Annotated in this window: 14 protein-coding genes; 1 reads left to right on the forward strand and 13 read right to left on the reverse strand. The window is 34.3% G+C overall.

Translation table 4 applies throughout. From position 1 onward, the window contains the following. Nucleotides 1-12: 12 nt before the first annotated feature. Nucleotides 13-720: a hypothetical protein gene (locus EFREU_RS01775; RefSeq protein WP_100609321.1), complete on the reverse strand. Its 708-nt coding sequence runs from the start codon at nucleotides 718-720 to the stop codon at nucleotides 13-15. A gap of 87 nt (nucleotides 721-807) precedes the next feature. Here EFREU_RS01775 and EFREU_RS01780 point away from each other — a divergent pair, with 87 nt between their 5' ends. Then, nucleotides 808-1,518, forward strand: a complete 711-nt coding sequence (locus EFREU_RS01780) for a hypothetical protein (protein ID WP_100609322.1) — start codon at nucleotides 808-810, stop codon at nucleotides 1,516-1,518. On the opposite strand, the gene EFREU_RS01785 is transcribed toward EFREU_RS01780, so the two are convergent. From EFREU_RS01785 to dnaG, 12 genes are all read right to left on the reverse strand, one after another. After that, complete coding sequence (locus EFREU_RS01785; protein ID WP_100609323.1) at nucleotides 1,463-2,434, reverse strand: hypothetical protein; 972 nt, start codon at nucleotides 2,432-2,434, stop codon at nucleotides 1,463-1,465. The genes EFREU_RS01780 and EFREU_RS01785 overlap by 56 nt on opposite strands. 54 nt (nucleotides 2,435-2,488) lie before the next feature. Then, nucleotides 2,489-4,207 (reverse strand): aspartate--tRNA ligase, encoded by a 1,719-nt coding sequence (gene aspS, locus EFREU_RS01790; RefSeq protein ID WP_100609324.1) that lies wholly within the window; start codon nucleotides 4,205-4,207, stop codon nucleotides 2,489-2,491. A 39-nt stretch (nucleotides 4,208-4,246) separates the two neighbouring features. Continuing rightward, nucleotides 4,247-5,524, reverse strand: a complete 1,278-nt coding sequence (gene hisS / locus EFREU_RS01795; RefSeq protein ID WP_100609325.1) for a histidine--tRNA ligase — start codon at nucleotides 5,522-5,524, stop codon at nucleotides 4,247-4,249. A gap of 85 nt (nucleotides 5,525-5,609) precedes the next feature. Beyond that, on the reverse strand, nucleotides 5,610-7,928 hold the full coding sequence (locus tag EFREU_RS01800; RefSeq protein WP_100609326.1) for a RelA/SpoT family protein: 2,319 nt from the start codon (nucleotides 7,926-7,928) through the stop codon (nucleotides 5,610-5,612). Between the two features lie 157 nt (nucleotides 7,929-8,085). Further along, nucleotides 8,086-8,598, reverse strand: a complete 513-nt coding sequence (locus tag EFREU_RS01805) for an adenine phosphoribosyltransferase (RefSeq protein ID WP_100609816.1) — start codon at nucleotides 8,596-8,598, stop codon at nucleotides 8,086-8,088. Nucleotides 8,599-8,710: 112 nt separating this feature from the next. Next, a complete protein-coding gene (locus tag EFREU_RS01810) occupies nucleotides 8,711-12,592 on the reverse strand; it encodes a protein translocase SecDF, variant type (protein ID WP_100609327.1) in 3,882 nt (1,293 codons plus the stop codon). Nucleotides 12,593-12,745: 153 nt separating this feature from the next. Then, on the reverse strand, nucleotides 12,746-14,254 hold the full coding sequence (locus tag EFREU_RS01815; protein ID WP_100609328.1) for a YitT family ABC transporter: 1,509 nt from the start codon (nucleotides 14,252-14,254) through the stop codon (nucleotides 12,746-12,748). Between the two features lie 66 nt (nucleotides 14,255-14,320). Next, complete coding sequence (locus EFREU_RS01820) at nucleotides 14,321-15,736, reverse strand: DEAD/DEAH box helicase (protein ID WP_100609329.1); 1,416 nt, start codon at nucleotides 15,734-15,736, stop codon at nucleotides 14,321-14,323. Nucleotides 15,737-15,770: 34 nt separating this feature from the next. Beyond that, nucleotides 15,771-16,565 carry a Nif3-like dinuclear metal center hexameric protein gene (locus EFREU_RS01825; RefSeq protein ID WP_100609330.1) on the reverse strand — a complete coding sequence of 265 codons (795 nt, stop codon included), beginning with the start codon at nucleotides 16,563-16,565 and terminating at the stop codon, nucleotides 15,771-15,773. Further along, nucleotides 16,556-17,233: a tRNA (adenine(22)-N(1))-methyltransferase gene (locus EFREU_RS01830; RefSeq protein WP_100609331.1), complete on the reverse strand. Its 678-nt coding sequence runs from the start codon at nucleotides 17,231-17,233 to the stop codon at nucleotides 16,556-16,558. The genes EFREU_RS01825 and EFREU_RS01830 overlap by 10 nt, the downstream gene beginning before the upstream one ends. A 45-nt stretch (nucleotides 17,234-17,278) precedes the next feature. Further along, nucleotides 17,279-18,724 carry a sigma-70 family RNA polymerase sigma factor gene (locus EFREU_RS01835; protein WP_100609332.1) on the reverse strand — a complete coding sequence of 482 codons (1,446 nt, stop codon included), beginning with the start codon at nucleotides 18,722-18,724 and terminating at the stop codon, nucleotides 17,279-17,281. A 6-nt stretch (nucleotides 18,725-18,730) separates the two neighbouring features. Next, entirely contained in the window at nucleotides 18,731-20,548 is a 1,818-nt protein-coding gene (gene dnaG, locus EFREU_RS01840; RefSeq protein WP_100609333.1) for a DNA primase, read from the reverse strand. Nucleotides 20,549-20,569 lie beyond the last annotated feature (21 nt).

A 20,569-nucleotide genomic window follows, 5' to 3' on the forward strand; every position in this document is an offset into this window, starting at 1 on the left:
GGTTACTTTTTACTATTTATTATCCTGGTTATCAACATTTTGTGAAGGGACAAAATCATCGGTTATTAGGTTAATTAAGTTTAAACGACTTTCATTATGCATTAAATTGCGATAAATTTGTTCTAAATCATTTTTGTTATTTTGTTTTACCGCTGGTGGAATTAAGTCAAAAAGACCAAGCAAGATACTTTGTGCTTCTTCCACCTCTGCATAATCTTCGACTTCTGGGCTGGCCTTTAAAACTTTTTGAAAATCTTCAAGTAAAATACCATTGCTACTAATTGGAATTAAAGGCTGAATTTCCTTAACGAAAAAAGGAATAGTTGCTTTTTCTAATGCTTCCTTAACTTCGGGCAACGATTCAAAATTGGTGTCACCTAAGGTGGTTTTTAAATAGTTTAAAAAACCGTCGCTAGTATCAAAATCTCCCACTAAAGCCTCAATTTGGTAAAAGGGAGCAATAACTTCAAAAAGGTTCGCCGATGGTAGACTATTCATGGCTTCTTTTAAATCTAGAGATAATGTTTTTCAAAGTTTTTTAAATTGTTGTCAATCATTTTCAGTTTCCAAATCATTGAGGCTTTGGATTGCTTGAGGTAAACGATTATCTTTGATACGTTGCTTATTTAAAAGTTGGTTTAATAAGTCTAATTGGTTGATTAGTAACGCTAAGGTTGGTTCTTCAAGGTTAATTTCTCATTCTTCCATTGTTTCTGCCATATGTATCGTCCTCCACCGCAATAAATCTACGTTATAGTATATTATAACTTAAGTTAATTAGATATAATCAAACCCAACCGAGGCCCTATGAATAATTTACTGAATCTTCCTAATTGAACTACAACTGATCAAAAATATTTATTTCACGTCAAGCCTTGATGAGATAAATATTTAACAAAACTTTTGAAAAAACAAAACACTTGACTACGTAAATTTAACCAAAACCCTCAATTATACTTTGTTAAAGGTACTAATTATGATTTAGAAGATTTGGCAATATTATTTAAAAATAGTCACCGTTATTTTGAATTCTATCAACAAAAAATGCGTCAAATTTTAAACCAACCGCGAGTTTATCGAAAGTTTCAAAAGTGAACTCTCCAAGTTGGTTCTTTGGCGGGTTTTCTAAACGGTCTCAAAACCTTAACTACTTTCTATGCTTATTTAGCTGAAGAAGCGGTGCCTCAAAAAAGAATGGCACTTTTGAAAATGGTCAATGGTCAAATGACCACCTTATGAAAACGTTACCAACGCGAAGCCTTAAGTTTAATTCCTGAAGATTATAAAGATTATTTCCAGAAATTGTTTGCTCAAGTTTCCCAAGATAGCCAAACTCTTTTTAATCCTAGTTTAGTGCTTAATCAAGCACTAAAAGACTTACAAAAATTAAGCCAAAAACAAAAAATTAGTCCCCAGTTGGAAACTAATTTTCAAGTGATGACTTTGTTGTTTGGAGGCTTTACTAATGCTTTTCTTCAATTTCAAGCTCGTTGCTTGGCAAGCCTTCATGATTTTTAAAACTTTGGTTATCGAAACAATAAGGGCGTAAAAAGTAATAAAGATCACGGGTTTCTTTTGCTTTGGCAGTTTTGGCTTGAGGTTCTGATGTTTCAGCATAAAAATTTTGTAAAGCCTGGTAGTTAGCATCTAAATTTTGACGCGAAAAGACCGGTGGCAAGTTAAAAATATTTCGGCAATGTTCAAAAAAGAAATTGTCTGGTTGGGGTTTACCAACCATTTTTTTATTATTAATGACAAGAGGTCGATAACGATAATCAATCGTAAATTGTTTATAGCCAACATAAATTAAGGATTGGCAAACAATGATACCAAACGGCAAGATAAAAAAGAAAAGGCAAATTATTCAACCCAATGTTTTGAGGGCATAGGTACCAATCACGTTAATTAGTTTTCCCTCTTCCTTTTCTGGTTGACGACTAACTTTTAAATAATCAAGTTTTTGGTTTTCAAAAAGAAAGAAAAAGAAGTAAAGGGCCGCAAAAGCGAAAGCTCCTAAACAAGTAAAGCCAAGGAATCGTCAAAAAGCAAAGCCCGGACTACGCATCGAGACTGTTTTCATCCCAAACCAAAAACTTAAAGCAAATAAACTACCAGGAATCATTGCCCAAAGTAAGTTAAAGTATTCGTGACGATTAAATTCTTTGGTTGTAGCAAAATACAAATTTTGAAAAGGGTGGTTGGGAAGAATCTTTTCGAGCCAAAGAGGGCTTAAAGAATCTTTAAACTCAATTCCAGGTCATACTCAAGTAGCTAAATGAACTAAGATGGGAACTCCTAAAAGCACAAAAGCACTGATAGTTACCAATCAAAAAATAAAGTTGCAAATTCTTTCATAACAAGTTTGTTTTTCTGAGACAAACCGTAAAGGAGTGAGGGGATAACTTTTAATATAACTTTTTCGTTTTTTTATCATTTTATCAATCGTATCTTTCAATATTAGGGAGAATGCTACTTAAGATTGTTAGGTTTATTTGTCTAATTTTAAATGAAGTTCGTTTAATTGGGCTTGGGAAACAGTTCCTGGGGCTTCAGACATCGGGTCGATTCCAGAGGCATTTTTTGGGAAGGCGATCACTTCTCTAATTGATGTGTTTTCCGTCAAAATCATGGCGATGCGGTCTAAACCGAGTGCCAAACCAGCATGATAAGGGGCACCATAATGGTAAGCCTCTAAAAACCAGCCAAAGTTCTTTTCAGCTTGTTCTGGAGTCAAACCAATGGCCTCAAACATTAACTTTTGCATTTCAGGATCAGCAATTCTTTGGGAACCACCTCCAATTTCAAAACCATTCAGTACCAAATCGTAGGCACTAGCAATTGCTTCGGCTTTTTTAATGTGGAAATTAGTTTGGTAATCAGCTCTTGGCATCGTGAAAGGGTGGTGGGCAGCTTGGTAGCGACCTTCTTCATCACTTCATTCGAAAAGCGGAAAATCAACAATCCAAACCAATTTATGGACTTGTGGATTAGCCAAACTAAAGATTTTGCTAATCTCTAAACGCATTGCGCCTAGAGCTTGTGATAAACTAGCATTTTTACCACGAGTTAATAAAATCGTCCCTTGGTTTTCCAACCCAAATTTTTGGAGTAGAGCAGTTTTTTCGGTTGTCGATAATTGCGAAGCTAAACTTCCACTTCATTCACCACTAGTAATTTTGGCGATTGCTAAATTTTTTAAATGGTTATGTTTGCCAATTTCTTCTATTTGCGCAAGTTGTTTTTTAGTTAATAATTGGTCAATAGCAATTCCTCGAATGACTTCATGACCAAGATTTTGAAAGAATTTGACTTCAGTATTTTTCAAAAGCGTAGTGACATTCTGAATTTTAATACCAAATCTTAAGTCAGGCTTATCACTACCATAACTTTCCATCGCTTCTTGGTATGTTAAACGGGGGATCGGTAAGGCGATTGTTTCATTAAGCAAATCCTTAAAAAGATGTGCAGTTAGTTGGTCAACTAAAAACATTACATCTTCGTTAGTAGCGAAGGCCATTTCTAAATCCAATTGTGTAAATTCTAGTTGACGATCAAGACGCAAATCTTCGTCACGGAAACATCTTACAATTTGGTAATAACGGTCCACTCCAGCAATCATTAGTAATTGCTTAAATAATTGTGGCGATTGAGGCAAAGCATAAAATTTATTTTTGTTTAAGCGGGCCGGAACAAGAAAGTCTCGCGCTCCTTCTGGGGTTGCTTTTGCTAAATAAGGAGTTTCTACTTCTAAAAAATTTTGAATTTTGAAAAAGTCGCGAATAGCGGCGTTTAAACGTGAACGAAAAATTAAATTATTTTGCATATTGGGACGACGTAAATCTAAATAGCGATATTTTAAGCGGGTTTCTTCAGTTGTTGTAATGTCGTTTTCAATTGGAAAAGGAAGTGTTTGCGAATGACTAATGATTTTCACCTGGTCAACTAGAACCTCAATTTCTCCAGTTGCTAATTGCAAGTTTGCTTGAGGTCGCTTAGCGACTATCCCTGACACTTGAATAACGTCTTCAGGATGCAATTTTGTTGCTTCAGAGTTAGAAATTTTTAACTGAATCACTCCATAAATGTCTCGTAAATCAACAAAAGTTAAGCCTCCCATTTTGCGAATTTTTTTCACTCAACCTTGCAGAATTACGGGTTGATCAAGATTAGTTAGATTTAAATCTCCACAGGTATGTGTCCGTTGCATGTTTTAAACTCCTTAATGTTTTTATCTAGTACGAAAAAATTATTGGCGGTGATTTAATAGGTAATTAGGAATCTCCGCTAACGGTAAAATAATACTTTGACCGGTAATTTGGTCTTTCAATTGACCTTGGTGGTTTTTCATCTCTTTATCACCAATGACAAGCAGAAAGCGTGCTTTTGTTTTTTGCGCTTGCTTGAAGCCATGTTTTAAACCTTTTAAGGTTAAATCAGTTTCAACTTTTAAATGATTTTGACGAAGCTTGTGAAGAAATGTTAAGTTTCATAGCACCGCTTCTTTAGTTAATGGTACTGTGATAATCACTGGACTATCGGTTTTGGGAAATGGATAGTTAAGTGCTTCTAAAGTTAACAAAAAGCGGTCAATACCCAAACCAAAGCCAATGGCTGGTAAGTGTGGTCCATCTAGACTTTGTACGAGTTCGTTATAACGACCTCCAGCCAATAACGTGGTTTGTGAACCTAATATTGGTTTCTTGATTTTTAATTCAAAAACCAAACCGGTGTAATAATCTAAACCACGCACTAATAATGGATTCCATTTTCAAGGAATTTCCAATTCGTTTAGACCCATTAAAAAATCTTCTCAATCATTGCTCTCTGTAGTTGTCAAGAAATCCTTCATCAAGGGCAAATTTTCAATAGCTTGAATATTGTCAATCTTACAATCCAAGGTTCTTAGAGGATTTGTTTCAAGACGTCGGCGACAATCATCGCAAAGTGGTCGACTTTGGTTTTCATGATGTAAGCACTTTTTCAAAAGAGTTAAATAGTCTTGCCTATTGGCTCCCGAAACTAAATAATTTACTTCTAATTCCACTTCTTGAGTCAAACCGAAGGTATCGGTAATACCTTTAATTAAACTTATTAATTCTAAATCCTGGTAAAGGTTCGCTTCGCCATAAATTTCCACACCAAGTTGATCAAATTGCCGATAACGCCCAATTTGGGGTCGCTCATAGCGGAACATTGGACCTAGGTAGTAAAGCTTAAGTGGTAAATATTCTGGCAAATATCATTTATTTTCAATTAAAGCTCGCACAATTGGCGCTGTTCCTTCAGGCCTTAAAACTAATTTACGACCTTTTTTGTCAATAAATTGGTACATTTCTTTGGACACAACATCAGTCTCTTCACCAACACTTCGGCAAAAAAGTTCTTCAGTTTCTAGTAATGGAGTCCGAATTTCCTGGAAATTAAAATCCGTAAGAATATTCTTTAAGGTGGTTTCTAAAAATTGGTAATGAATAAGATCATTTTTAAAAAAATCACGGGTTCCACGAGGTCGTTTTATCATCATCTAGCTCCCTAAATCATTATTAAAATTATACAATGAAACCTAGTAAAAAAGACTTTTCTCTCGAGAGAAAAGTCTTTGATAGGTACTAGAGTTTATCCATTACACGCTTCACATCAATGATAGATGGAATTGATTTTAGTGAGGAAATAATTGTATGCAGTTGGTCAGCATCTTTAATTTTAATTTTTAAAACTCCTGTCGCCAGCAGCGTTTTTTCATCAACTCGCAAAGTGGCATTCATCGTAGTTGCTTTTAAACTGGTCAAAACTTTAGAAACATCATAAAGTAGGTTAGGACGATCCGTGGCGTAATATTTAATATTCGTCATATAACTCTTACCATCGGCTACTTTCTTATTCCAATTTGCCTCCACTAAGCGTTCTTTGGTTTCATCTAGATTTACATTAATACAATCACGAAGATGGATTTTAATGCCAGAGCTTTTTGAAACAAAACCGATAATTTGTTCACCAGGAACGGGTCGGCAACAAGAGGCCAATGAAGCTTTTAAGTTAGCAATTCCACTCACAATGACTTCATTTTTAGAATCAACTTCGACCTCTTTTTTATTATCAATATTAACCAAAACAATTTCATCTTTAGAAGCATTGAAATCAACAAAAGCTAATTCGACAACTTCAGGTATTGTATAATCACCCCGATTAATGGCTAGATAAAACTCGTCTAGGCTGGAATAACCTAATTTCTTCACGTCATTAAAGATTTGTTCATCGGATTTACGTCGTCAACGTAAATCGTTTTTGTTAATATAGGAATTGATATTATTTTTAACTTTATCAACAATTTGCCGACTCTCGGTTTTTTTATCTTTGATGTCGTCTTCTTTTAATTTGGTGGCAAGGTATTTCCGAATTCGGTTTCGCGCATTAGCTGTAGTGACGATTTTTAATTGCTCATACGTTGGTTCTTGTTTCGGTGAGGTTTTCACTTCAACAATTTGTCCTGATTTCAAAATTGTGTTAATCGGCACGAAAACACCATCAATTTTAGCTCCGATTGTTGCTTGACCAATTTCTGAATGAATCCGGTAAGCGAAATCTAAAACAGTTGAGCCATAAGGCAATGTAATGACTTTCTTGTCAGGAGTTAGCACATATATCATCGTAGTAAAGAAGTCTTCTTTTAAAACCTTTTCAATGGTCTCATTTTCTTCTTCATCTTCTAAACCGCTTCCATCATTAACTCTTTGTTTATCAAGTTCAATAATTCGTCGAAAGAGATCGATTTGTTCATCAATTTCTAATTGGCGACGTTTTATATCAATCACTTCACCCTCTTTGTAAGCTCAATGGGCAGCCATACCTGTTTCGGCCACATTATCCATCTCGATAGTTCTAATTTGCACTTCAAAGATATTTCCCTGAGTATCTGCTAAAGTGGTATGAAGCGATTGGTAAACACCGTTTTTAGGTGTGGCAATGTAATCTTTAAACTTATTGGCAAGAGGAGTATATTTTTGGTGCAAGAAACCTAAAATTTTATAGCAATCATCATTGCTTCTTGCAATGATACGAATGGCTAATAAGTCCTTTAAGTCATCAAATGAGCGACCAAAATGGTTCATTTTTCGATAAATTGAATAGGTTCCTTTAGGTCGACCAAAAATATCAATCACCTTTAAATGCTTTTCCTTACGCAAGTAAATGGTAATTTCATCCATGATTTGGTTAATAATTGCCTGTCTTTGAGAAGCATCCTTTTGAAGTAACTTTTGGATTTTTTGATATTCTTCTGGATTTAGAACTTCGAAGGACAAATCTTCTAAAATATTTTTTATTTCCTTCATTCCGATGCGATGGGCAATTGAAGAGTAAATTTCTAGTGTTTCCTTGGCAATAATTCTTTGCTTAGGCAAACCGAGGTTGTGAATTGTCAACATATTATGAAGACGATCGGAAAGTTTAATAATAATGACACGGATATCTTTCGCCATCGATAGATAAATTTTTCGCAAGTATTCAGATTTTTGCGCTTCCCGGTTTTCTTTAGCGAAATAACTAACTTTTGTAACAGCTTCGACCAAGTTAGCTACCTCCGTACCGAACTCCTTTTCTAATTCAATCGCGGTTACGGGTGTATCTTCGAGGATATCGTGAAGCAAACCAGCAATAATGGTTTGTGGTCCCATTTGCAATTGGGCAAGAAAATAAGCCGTTGACAAAGGGTGATAGATATAGGGGTCACCATTTTTGCGTTTTTGTTCTTGGTGTTTTTGGGCCGCATAATCATAAGCAACCCGAATCTCCTTTAATTCCTTTTTAGCAAAAATATACGTTTTTAATTCTTCTTCTAATTGGTGAAATTCTTCGATTTGTTGCGGAATGAGACGTTTTCGAGTTTTATCATTTTTTGAGTGTAATTTGAATTTTGGAATACCAGCCATAATGTTGTAACGCTATTGCTAACGTGCTCCTTTCGCTTTTTATCTAGAATTTTGACGTTTTTATTTAGTCTAATTAACTCTTATTTTAACTGATTTTAAAAGTAAAATAAAACCCTCCCCGATTAACTCGTAGGAGGGTGCAAAAAATGTTTAGTAATTAATAATTAACAAGACTTTGGTATTGACGATTAGCAATAATTTTATCATCATGGAGGAAAGTCAAATCAGCTAGAACGCTTAGACCAACCACTTTTGCTCCTTGGGCTTCCACCATTTCAATAATTGCTTCTAAAGTGCCTCCGGTGGCAAGAACGTCATCAATAATAACAACCTTATCACCTGGTTTAATGTCGCCTTTATGCATTTCTAAAGTAGCTTTACCATATTCAAGATCATATTCTTTTTTAATTGTGGCACGGGGAAGTTTTCCGGCTTTGCGAATCAAGACTAATGCTATGTTAGTAGCATAAGCCACAGGAGCCGCAAAAATGAACCCACGGGCTTCAGGAGCTACGATAATGTTGGCTCCAGTGCTTTTAGTAAAACGAGCCATTTCATCCACTACTTGGTGAAATACAGGGGGGTTATTAAGAATGGGGGTGATATCCTTGAAACTAATCCCTTGTTTAGGAAAGTCAGGCACCTCGGTAATATAATCCTGAATTTTAATGTCTTTCATTTTTTACAAACTCCTCTTTCTCTCGTTAATTTTAATTTATTTTTTCCCAGTAGTGTAAGGGTATGGTCGGGTCGGGTAGTAAAAAGTATGACTTTACTGTTTCTTAATCATTCAAACCAGTAACTACTTGTTCTTCCCGGTTAACTTTTAGTTTATTAACAAAACGTTTATAGCCATATTTTCAACGGATACGGCGACCTTCTAATCTTAGCCAAATTGGTAGCATAATTGTTAACATTACAATCGTTGTTACGATTACCCCAACCATTAAAGTGAAGCCCATAATGGCAATTGGTGGTAAGGTAATTGTTAAAACTAAAGCAATAATGAAGTAGAATAGACCAATAAAAATGGTTCTCAAGATTCCAAAACGAAGAACTTCCACAAAAATTTCTTTTAGGAAATTATTTTTCAAGGCTTCTTGGCGAATAGCAACATTAATATTTTGAATAATAAGATCATAATTTTCTCGCCCAGTTCTCTTTGCAATTTTAAAAGCCTTTCTTTGTTCGGCTTTTAAAGCTTTGAGATTAGCCTTATACTCAGGAATCGTTTTCTCTAAAGCGAGACGGCTTTCGTGATTTGCTACTTTGAGATTTTTTAAAGTTTTTTTGTAATTTTGTCTTGCCTCTTGTTTACTTGCTTGTAAACGAATTTCTTCTTCGAAATAACGGGCTAAAGTAGTTTCATTTTTTGAAATAATCAATGATTTCCCTTTTCCTAAAAGAAGCATTCCAGTAATTAATGCAAATTCAAGTACGCCAAGTACGCCAGCTAAAGCTTCAATGGTGAAAGGAATTCGTAAAACAATTACTAATGAAAGTGTTAAGACTAGAGTAATGACTAGACCAAGAGCTAAAGCAACATAATAAGTTCACTTAAAGCGGATAATCATGTAGATTAACAGGGCTAGTAAAACGATTAAGAAAGTCAAGCCAATTTGACGCATTTGCGCATCAGCAGTATGTGGTTGAAGACTAGTTCCTACTACACCATATTCATTTTTTGGCGGTTGTGGCTTTGATGTACCACTGCTATGACCTGCAAACGCTTGGAAAGCTTCCTTAATAGCGTTGTTGGATGGAATTAGGTTATTTGTAACCGTAATTGAGACTCATGGTCTTGATTCAAAGGTTCCAGTAGTCGGATCAATCATGGCATAGTTAGTACCAAAAGCGTATTTAACATCTTTGAAGTCTACGTTAGCAACTCTGGTGGTTAAGTACTTCATATAACCATTGCTGATCATGAATCGGTAAGATTCATAAACTCCAAGCGCTTGTCATTCGTGTTGGTATTCCTCAGGAGGATTTTTGTTAGGATCTGTCCAATTATGTTTTTGAAGAACTGATTCTTTGCTCTTAATGCTAATGTTATTTAGATTTTCAATAATTTTGTTTTTGTCAGCTTCTGGGGCACTATTTATTCCTTCAATAGTATCAGGAGCTCCTAATATATCATAAGTATCAGTAATATAGGTTCCGTAAATATAGTACTGAGTTCCCTTACCAAAGTTTGGAGAATAATTCAGTCCTATTGTTAACATGAATCCAAGAGCAATGCAACCAAATAAGCCAGTGAAGAATAAAGTAATTCAACCAACGCGACCAGTGCTGCGTTCAATTTTTGCCAACCGATTGTCAAGCATTTGCCCAGAAGTCTCTAAACTTTCTTCGTGAGATTCTTCCATAATGATTTTCGGTGTGACAGTGCTTAACAAGAAAATATAGTTGTCCACGCGGTTTTTATAATAGTTTTGGAAAGGACTAGCTCATCAATGCACTTTTTGGTTTCAATAACTAGCTTTATCGCGAGCATGATTCAAACGTTTAGTTCATTTTTTCGCTTGTTTCTCTCTTCTTAGAACTTCTTTAGATTCGCGTTTAAGAATTAATTTTTCATTTGAAGCTTTCAAAGCAGTAATTTTTTGCTCAGTTTTTTTGATTTTTAAAAGATCCTTGGTTGAAAGTTCATTTTTCAAACTGTAAGTATCCAAACGTTCTTCATAAAAATCAATCATGTAGTTTTTGAAGAAACTTCCACGATAATCAAGTGAAGTATCGATGGGTAAAAGTCATTCATGTTTCTTCAAAATTGGTGTCTTAATTGTGAAATAAATCAAGAGTCTTAAGACCACGACTCCAAAGGCTAAGGTAAAGAAAATACCCATTGTCAAAATTGTGGCAAAGTTGTTGAGAAAACCAATTCCAATTCAAAATAGAACAATGTTTGGCAACAAGGCTGCTAAACAAACATCAACTACTAATCATAATGTTTCACGATTAGAAATTTTAAAAGCCGAAGTGATTGGCCGTTTGTCGCGATAAATATTATTTTTAAAGGCCTCAAACAATACAATGCTTAAATCCATCACCATACCAATTATGACAAACATAATCGCCAAGATATCTGGACCCATCGCAATCCCAAAGACGACATTCATCATAATTGTTAAGGAGGCAATGATGGCCGCGATGATAATGGTAAATAAACCTAAAAGGCGGTAAAAGAACAACATGAAGATTGCAATAACAATTGCGATAATAATTAAAATTACTAAAGAAAAGATAAACATGATGTTCGAAATAATCGGATCAACGCTCGTTGTTGATAAAACATGAAAACTATAGCCTGAACCAGTTTGACTAATTTGGGCAGCAGCCTTTTTAGCATAAGTATTAGTTCCAGCAGAAATTAATAAATCTTGGCCATTAATATAAGCAATATTGCCTGATTGTTGAGTAGCAGGTTTATCATTTTCGGCAATTTCTCCTGCAAAGAGGAAATGTTCATTAAAAAGTTTGGCATCAAGTTTATCGGTAATTTTGCCATCTTTATTGACTAATGGTAAGAGGGTATTAGTTAACGTGTTGAAAGCAACGTCAACGCCGATTTTTTTGCCATCGATATCTAATTTAGTCCCATAACGTCCACCTTCAGCAAAGTCTTCACCTTTTGAGTTAGAATCATAAGCATATTTGGTGACATCATTTTTATATTTGAAAATATGATCAGCATTGCCATCAGCAAAAAAGAGTTTTTTGAATTTCGCAACTGAATTTGAGGCCAGATAATCAGCAATAAAATTTGTGTTTGCTAGGGAATTAGTTTCTTGCTGCCAATCACCATTAGTTGTTTCTGTTCAATGATTAATAGTTCAAAAATCTTCTAAAACAGCAATTTGGTCTTCACTAAGTTTATCTTTATTATCTTTTAACTTGTCGTAAAGAGGTTTAATAAAGACGTCAATAAAAGTTTCAAGATATGTATCAAGAGTTTTATCGTTAGTGTCATTCGCAGCAAAAAGGAAATAATTTCGAACTGTATCTAAAATGGTAGTGGTATCAATTACCATTGATAATTTGGGAGCTTTTTGGCCTTCGCTTTCTGGAGCGATTATTTTTTTTAACTTATCTTCAACTAATTTAAATTGAACATAGGGGCGATTAGTCAAACCTTCTTTTTTAGAGATGGCCGCCACTTCGCCAAGTAAGGCAGAAGTGGGTGATTTCGCAGCTATCTTGCCATCCAAACCAGCCTTTTTCATTAACGACTCCGAAAGCATTACATCTTTATTATCTTGATCAAAGATGAAGAGACCGCCAGTTGCTTGAATCGCATTAACGAATAGTTGCTGATTATTGCCATAAGAATCACGTGGCGCAGTAACAATTAAACGTGATTTACCATCAATAGTAATATTGATACTGCCATCGGCAAAGGGAGACATTTTATCTTGTAAAATGTTTGCCCCTTTTTTGGCATCCCCATTTGGTAAACCTTTAGTTTCGTTTTCTTTTTCGTTTACATCATAAACACCGACAACCGCTTGAAAACTTCCACGATATTGGGAACCAAGTTTGACACCTTTTGAAACACTCAAGGAAGAAAAAGCAATCCCAAAAACTAAAGCCAAAAGCATAAAAACAACAATTACGAAGTGAAAAATATTTTTGGCATTTGTTGATGACTGTTTTGATCGCATTTTTCTCTCCTACTGTCAAATAAAGCTAAGTGATAAATGGTTTTTCTAATAGTTATTAATTTACAAAAAGGGTACAAAAAAACATCTCAGTTTTAATCTTTTTGATATTTCTTAACAAAAAGATTATACCAATTATTAACAAAAGCGACGGTTTTAATTATTGCTTTTTCCTGCCCGTAAATTTTTTTTACGATTCATTTCAATATTTTTTTTGATTGTCTTAACTAAGGCTTCATCATCTAACCTTTTTAGAAGATGTTTATTAGCCATTAATTTATTATGAACAAACTTTTCTTTACGCCCATCTTTTAACTCAATATTCAGCCTTCCTTTAACACTTCTAGTTTTTAGGACATTGACATTCATATCAGGATTCAAATTAAGAACTGCCTTTTCTAAAGATTTTCAATTAACTACGGTAATTGTCACAATCAAGGTTTTCTTTTCAATTTGTTGGCGAGCTGACTCAACACTTGAATTCCATTCAAAAATTTCGTTTTGGTAACCTGAATCAAAGAGAAATTTTTTTACTTTTTCATCCTCACTGGTGGTAATCATAATGGTACGAAATTTATATTTTGGATACATAGCATCGATAACCATGGCTTGGACAGTAATTAAAATAATTGAAGCAAATAATGAGGGCCCAAAGATAAATTTAAATTGCATTAAAAGCACCATGCTTGAAGTATAGCCTGTAAAGGAATTATTTGAGGCTAAAGTTTGGAAGACAAAGGTCAGATCATCTTTCCATAAACTATCAAAGTCTTCAGGAAGACCCAAATATTGCCAATTCGCCTCTCATCAAGCCTTTGCGGCTGGTTCAATGGCATTAATTTGGTTTTCAGAAAGGTGACTTAAAACAGTCATTCGAATTGGTGAATTAATATCACTAGCACTTAAAGTAAACGAGTTAATAATTATCATTAAAATCGCGATAATGTAGTTCAAGTTCCGGTTAATAATGCCAATATTTTTATTTTTTTTAGTCGAAAAATACATTGTAATAAAGTCGGTTCCTCCTGTTGAAGAACCGACTTTATAGATAAGCCCATAGGACCAACCAATCAGCACACCTCCAAAAAAACCTAAGACAAAGAGTCAAATAGCTCCATTTCATTCAGCCGATACTTTATGTAAGAGAGGATAGTCAATAATCATATGCCACTCAGTTGGGTTAATGACAGGAATAAGGTTCAAAAGTTGGTCAAAAAGGATTGTGAAGCAAATATAAATCATAGTGGTGATAGTAAAACGTCACCCAAGTTTGATTCACGAAAAAATCATCAACGGGATGTTGATTAAAAAGTAGTAAATAAAGTAGAAACTTCCTTGTAATTTAATATTGTTGGGAAAAGTAAGAATGGCCATTAACCGAGTTACCGAGCCCAAGCCACCTGGAAACAATCCAGTTCTACCAGTACTAGAAATAAAGTAATCTAAAACAATAGTGGTCATTAAAGCACTAAAAGCAATTGCCAATAAATCAATTCAAAAAGCCCTTTTGAAATAAACGGCCGACATCAAGTTATTTTCTGCTTTGGTAATTAATCCGGCCTTTGTTTTTTGAAAAGTTGGCGAATTACGAATTTCTTCCACTTCTTCGTCGCTTAAAGTAATGATTTTTTTCCTATAATTTTCGTGAATTGTAATTTTCCTCATATTTGTGGAACCTCACTTTAGGTTGTTATTCCTTGCTATAATCGAATCGATTTAATTTTAAACATTTTAATCATCAAAAAGGGTACTACGACGTTGTTTGTACTTTTCTTTTTTAATTTTTTGAATAGATTCTTTAATATGTTGACGACGACGGTTTTTCTTAATGGTGTCTAATTCTTCCTTACGCTTTCTTTTATAACCGGGTTTCACCTTTTTATTAGCGTAACGGTTTAAGACTTGCTTACTTTCCGAATCCAGATTTTGGGGGTTTTTTTTATTTTTTTTAGCTGTGATTGATTGCCAAGAACCCTGATTAAATTTTAAAAGAGTAAAATTTAAGCCTTTGTTCTGAAGTTGATCAATTTGTTTTTGGTTATCAAAAGTTTTTAAGACATAACTTACACCATGAGCACCATTACGACCTGTTCTGCCAGAACGATGAATATAATAATGTCAATCACGCGGTAAATTTACCGAAATAACATGGCTAGCTCCAGGAAAATCTAGGCCACGGGCGGCAATGTCAGTTGCTACTAAATATTGGAATTCATTGTTTTTCAAGCGTTTTAACATCGCATCACGAGTGCGAGGGCTAAGGTTACTATGAAGTTCCCCTACTTCATTAATGCCAAAATCATGAAGAATTTTGACTATTTCTGGAACCTGATCCTTGCTATTAACAAATATCAAAGCTAAAAACGGTTCAATTGTGGCAAGCAATTGGTTAAATGTTGTTGCCAAAGCTTGATCTTTAGTTTCGACTAAAAAGTGTTCGACATTCGGATTTTGTTGTCTGAGTGGTGTTTGGTTAATGAAAACGGAATTTTTGGAATATTTTTTCAAAAATTGGCTCAGTTCTTGTGAAATAGTAGCGGAAAAGAAAGCCACTTGAAGACGGGGGTTCATTTTATTTAACAAAAAATCTAAATCTTCAAGGAAACCATAATCAAAAATCATATCGACTTCATCGACGACTAATGATTGGGCAGTAGTTAGTTTGAGAGCTTGGTCTACATAGAGTTCTTTAAGACGAGTGGGAGTACCAATAACAACTGTCGGTTGCTTATTGGTTAGACTAGCTACTTCTTTTTGATAATCGTTTCCTCCAACAAATAATTGACTTTTAAAATCGGGTTGGTTTTTTAAAATTAACCGAGTTTCTTCAAAAATTTGTTGACCCAATTCTCTTGTGGGGACCACAATAACACATTGAACGGTTTCGTTTGGTGATTGGTGAAGATTATTTAATAACGGTAGCAAAAAAGCGTGTGTTTTTCCCGTTCCAGTCGGAGCTAAAGCAATCACGTTTTGGTGTTTTTTTAAGAGAGGGATAACCGCTTCTTGAATAGCGGTTGGTTTTTTAAAGTTATGAGCTCGAAGTGCTTCATTAACAAATTTTTTAAAACCAAAATTTGTAAAATCATTTATTTTGGGTTTAGAAGTTGCCTTTTTAAGAGCGTCAGGTTTAGTTGATTTAGGCATAGGAATATTTCCCTTTCTACAGGAATTTATAATTTTAAAGGGAATAAACTTGGTAAGGAATATTCATTGAACTTTCCATAATTGTTACTTCTGGGAAAGAATTTTTCAAGAGATTAACGAGATGTTTCACGAAATAATTTTCCATTTCATGACCTAGAGCTAGGATGGCGACTTGATTATCTTGTGCATAAAGTCACTCATGCCATTTTAAATCACCAGTCACAAAGACTACATCAGTCAGTTGCTTATTTACCAATGTATCACCACCTGAGCCGGTAACTACCAAAAATTCTTTAATTGGTTCCACCCGCTTAGCTAAAACTTGGTTAGTTAAAGGCTTGAGAGTCGGAAAAATTTTGACAATGTTTTCACGAAAAAACTTTGGAGTGATTGCTTGCTTTAATTTGACTTCATAACCTTCCTTTTCCAAACCGAAATTTTTAATTTGCCTAGTTGGAAAAGCTTCTTCAAGCATTGTTATTAGTAGATTATGCGGTGATGCATCATAATTAGTATGAATACTAAAAACTAAGATGTTATGGTCAATTAAATCCTTGATAATTTTCTTTTTGCTTGGATTTAGGTTTTCATTTTTTAAGTCGGTAAAAATGAAAGGATGTCGGGTAATGATCAAATTGATGTTATTTTTAACTGCTATTTTCGCTATTTCTTTAGTCAAATCTAAGCAAACTAACACTTTTTCAATTGGCTGATCAAGATTGGGATGAGTTTTAATCTGAAAATTTTGTAAACCTGAATGGTCCCATTTAGCCATAAGTTTTTGCGGGAATTTTTTATCAAGGTATTTTAAAATTTTTACTAATTCCATAAGGATAAATAACTTTCTAACGCTTTAATTTTACTTTGATGGTCCGTTTTTTGCCTATCTTGAGAAATTTTCGACGTTATTTTTTGCAAATGTTGGGAAAGATCTTGCAAATAATTTTTGTAGGCTAAATTATTTTTATACCAACAAAAATCGCCGAACTCTATGTCTGTGATGGTTTGACAATTGACCTTTTTTTCAATTTTAATTAACCAATAAGGGTGATTTTTTTCTTCAAAAAATGTTTCATAGGTAAGCGCAAAACTATGTTCATTAGCTCATTGGCGTAATTGTCAAGGATTAGTATTGCTACACAATAGATAAGTCGAAATAATTGGATTATCTTTTTGCAAAATTTCCAAAATTGTTTGACTTCCAAGGCCAGCAATCACGCACCAAGAATCAGGACTAAAGGCTGCGGAATTTGTTGTTAAAAATTGTAAACCGTCGCTTAATACTAAAGTAATTTTATCCAATAATTGGGCTTTACTAACATTTTGGAAAGCACTTTTTAAAGGTTCAGGGCGATTATCAACCGCATAGACATGATTTACGCCTCTTTGCTTAATAGAATCAATCGCCAAATACCCATGATCAGTCCCGATATCAAATAGAGACTTGGTATTTTTAGGAACTAAAGCAAGTATTCTGTTTAAACGGTTGGATTTCATTCACAAACTTTCCTCATCTATTAAAATGGCCTTATTTTTTCTTGGTTAACCTTTATAAAACTCTTTCAGAATCTTCCCTAATTTATTATTATTTGCTGGCATTTTCAATTTTCGAATAGTCTTAGCTTCTATTTGGCGAATTCGCTCACGAGTCACATTCAATTCTTTGCCAACTTCTTCTAAGGTTTTTGGCGAGTCATATTTAGCTAAATGTTCATTGATAATATCACTATTATAACGACGAGCTTGTTCTACTGTCGTGTCATAATGAATTTCTAAACGGTTAATTTCATCTTTCAAAGCTTGGCGTGATTCCGAATTATCTTCCGTTAAACGGACTAAAGCACGTAATTTAGTAGGGACGATACCATAACGCATACGAATAACTTTTTCTTCGCGAGGGTTCATTTCCGCAAACACATCATCCATCACTTCGCGCAAGACTTCTTTTTCAGCAAATTGACTAGGCGACATCATATCTTTGTCTTCCACAAAGTCACCAAAGTGAGTATCATCTTCATCACCAAACGGTTTTTCCAAAGAAACTGGTTCGATTGATAATTTTTTGATTTCTACCACTTTCTCCGGAGTTAAGCCTCCACCAATTTTATCGGCGATTTCTTTAGAAGTTGGTTCACGTCCTAGTTCTTGAGTCAGTTGACGCTCAATACGAGCTAATTTGTTAATTGTTTCTACCATATGGACCGGAATTCGAATTGTTCGGGCTTGGTCGGCAATCGCACGAGTTATCGCTTGACGGATTCATCAAGTAGCATACGTTGAAAATTTAAAACCTTTAGAATAATCAAATTTATCAACAGCTTTAATTAAACCGATATTTCCTTCTTCGATTAAGTCTGAGAAATCTAAACCACGATTTAAGTGTTTTCGAGCTACAGAAATAACTAATTTTAAATTTGATTCAATTAATTTATGACGACCCTCTTCACGTTCCTCTGGATCTTCAGATTCCAACATTTGGGCATAAACGATTTCTTCAGTTTTGGACAAGATTCTTGATGAGCCAATTTTGTTGAAATAAGCTTTGATAATATCTTGAATCTTGGTCTCATTACTAATACCACCAATTCGGTATTTAACTACTGCTACATCCTTAGCCTTAGCTTTTGCCTTATCTGCAGCCTTTTTACGAGCTCGAAACTCATTTTCAAAATCTTCAGAATCAATATTTTCCAAATTATCTAGACTATCTTCTAATTCAAAATCTTCATCAACATCTAAATCATTATCAGTATCAACTTCATCTAAATCAGCTTCATTATCAAAGGCAATTAAATTACTTTTTTCAAAAGTTTCGAAAAGGCTTTCTTGTTCATCATCAGAAAAGAAGGGGAAAGATTTAGCAATGGCATCTTGGATGTCACCAATTGTTAAATCTGCTTCTTTTTCTGCTAAGTTTAAAACGTATTCTTTGAACTCATCGGCATTTTTAATTTTCTTTAGTTCTTGGGGATTCATTTTTTTATTCATTGCGTTTTATTGCCTCTTTTTTCTTAAATCTATAATTTCTTGGTGAATTTCTTCTTTCACTTTCAAAAATTTTTTTTGAACTTCTACAACATCAGTTTCACGAATTTGTTGAGCGTATAGTTTCTCTTTGGCTATTAGATGGTGCTCTTGTAAGGTGAGAATCGCACTATCTAAATTACTACGAACATGTCAATTCGCTTGTAAATGTGGTTCTAATTGTCAAAATGGATTTTGGTAATCAAAATTTGATAATTGAAGAATAGCCATTAATTCCTCTCAATTATTGGCATGGTAAGTTCCATTTTGATAACCATTAATTAATTCTTGGAGTACGATATACAAATCAGGATTGGGTGCCCCTCCTAAATGTCGAGCAATTTTTTCGAGATGACGAGGGGAAGATATTAACGATTGTAAAATATCTCTTTGACTATAATCATAGGCATCGGGTTGTTTATCAAAGGTTTTTGGTTTTCGTTTAGTAGTCGTTATTGTTACGACGGGCGGTCTCGGCAACTCCTGTCCACTAAGGTTATTTCTAAACTTTTCGTAACTCTCCCCCAATACCGAAGTCGTTAAATTGGTTTTTTGGCTTAATTTTTGAAGTCCTTGTGCTTTTAAAACTGGTTCTGTAACTAAAAGTAAAAAATCAAAAACTCGGTTTAAATATTCACGAAATAATTCTGGTTTTTGAAGATTGACTAATTGAGGAATTTTTTCAATAGCATAGAACAACGGAATTTGTGGATTATTCAACATCGTTCATAATGTTTCGCTTTGGCCTTGATGAACTAAGTCATCTGGATCTAGTTTTGTCTCGTTATCGATAATTTGCACAGGAAGATGATAATTAAGCAATTTTTTAGCACTCGTTAATGACGCTTTCACACCCGGTAAATCACCATCGAGGAACAAAAGCACTTCCACTTTTAATTTTTTGAAAAGTTGCAAATGAAACTCACTCAAATTAGTACCCATTAAAGCTATTGCATTTTTAACACCAATTTGATGTAAGCTCATTACATCCATAAAACCTTCTAAAACCAAAATTTTTTTAGAAATGGTAATGCTTGGAAGGGCCATATCCAAATTAAATGCCAATTGCGATTTTTTAAAAAGTTTTGTTTCTCGAGTATTTAGATATTTTGGTGTTTGTTCGTTAATGGTTCGCCCAGAAAAGCCTAATATTTTTCCATCTTGGTTTTTAATTGGGAACACTAAACGATTGACGAAATAGTCAAAGACCTGTCCATCCTTTAACGTCACGAGTCCAGCACTACGTAAGAGTTCTAAATCTTCGTTTTGAGAAAGCATTGTTTTGTAGAAACTAATTTTAGATGAAGCTCAACCAATTTCTCAGTACATCATTTCTTCCTGGTTGAAACCTCTTTTAGTGAGATATTCTTGTGCTGCTAAACCCTCTTGGGAAGCTAAAACAACTTGGTAAAATTGCAAAGCCTTTTCATTTAAGGAAAAGAGTTTTTCTTCTTCGGAAGAATATTTAGAATTGACTACCCTGTTTTTCAATTCAGGAATCGGAAAATCGATTTTAGTACTTATAATTTCTAAAGCAGTTAAAAACTCACTATGAGTGTAATTCTTGACAAAGTCAATTATATTCCCTTGTACACCGCAAGAGAAACATTTGTAGATTCTTTTCTCCGAATTAACAGAAAATGAAGGACTTTTATCATCATGGAAGGGGCAAAGGGCTCAATAATTTTGACCTTTTTTTTGGAGAGGAATATAATCGCCAATAATTTCGGCCAAATCAGCTTCTTCAATAATATGCGCTATTGTTTCTTGAGGAATCAAAATCGCCACACCTCCTTATTTAAGTCTTAT

This window comes from Entomoplasma freundtii (assembly GCF_002804205.1).
Taxonomy (GTDB): Bacteria; Bacillota_I; Bacilli_A; order Mycoplasmatales; family Mycoplasmataceae; genus Williamsoniiplasma; species Williamsoniiplasma freundtii.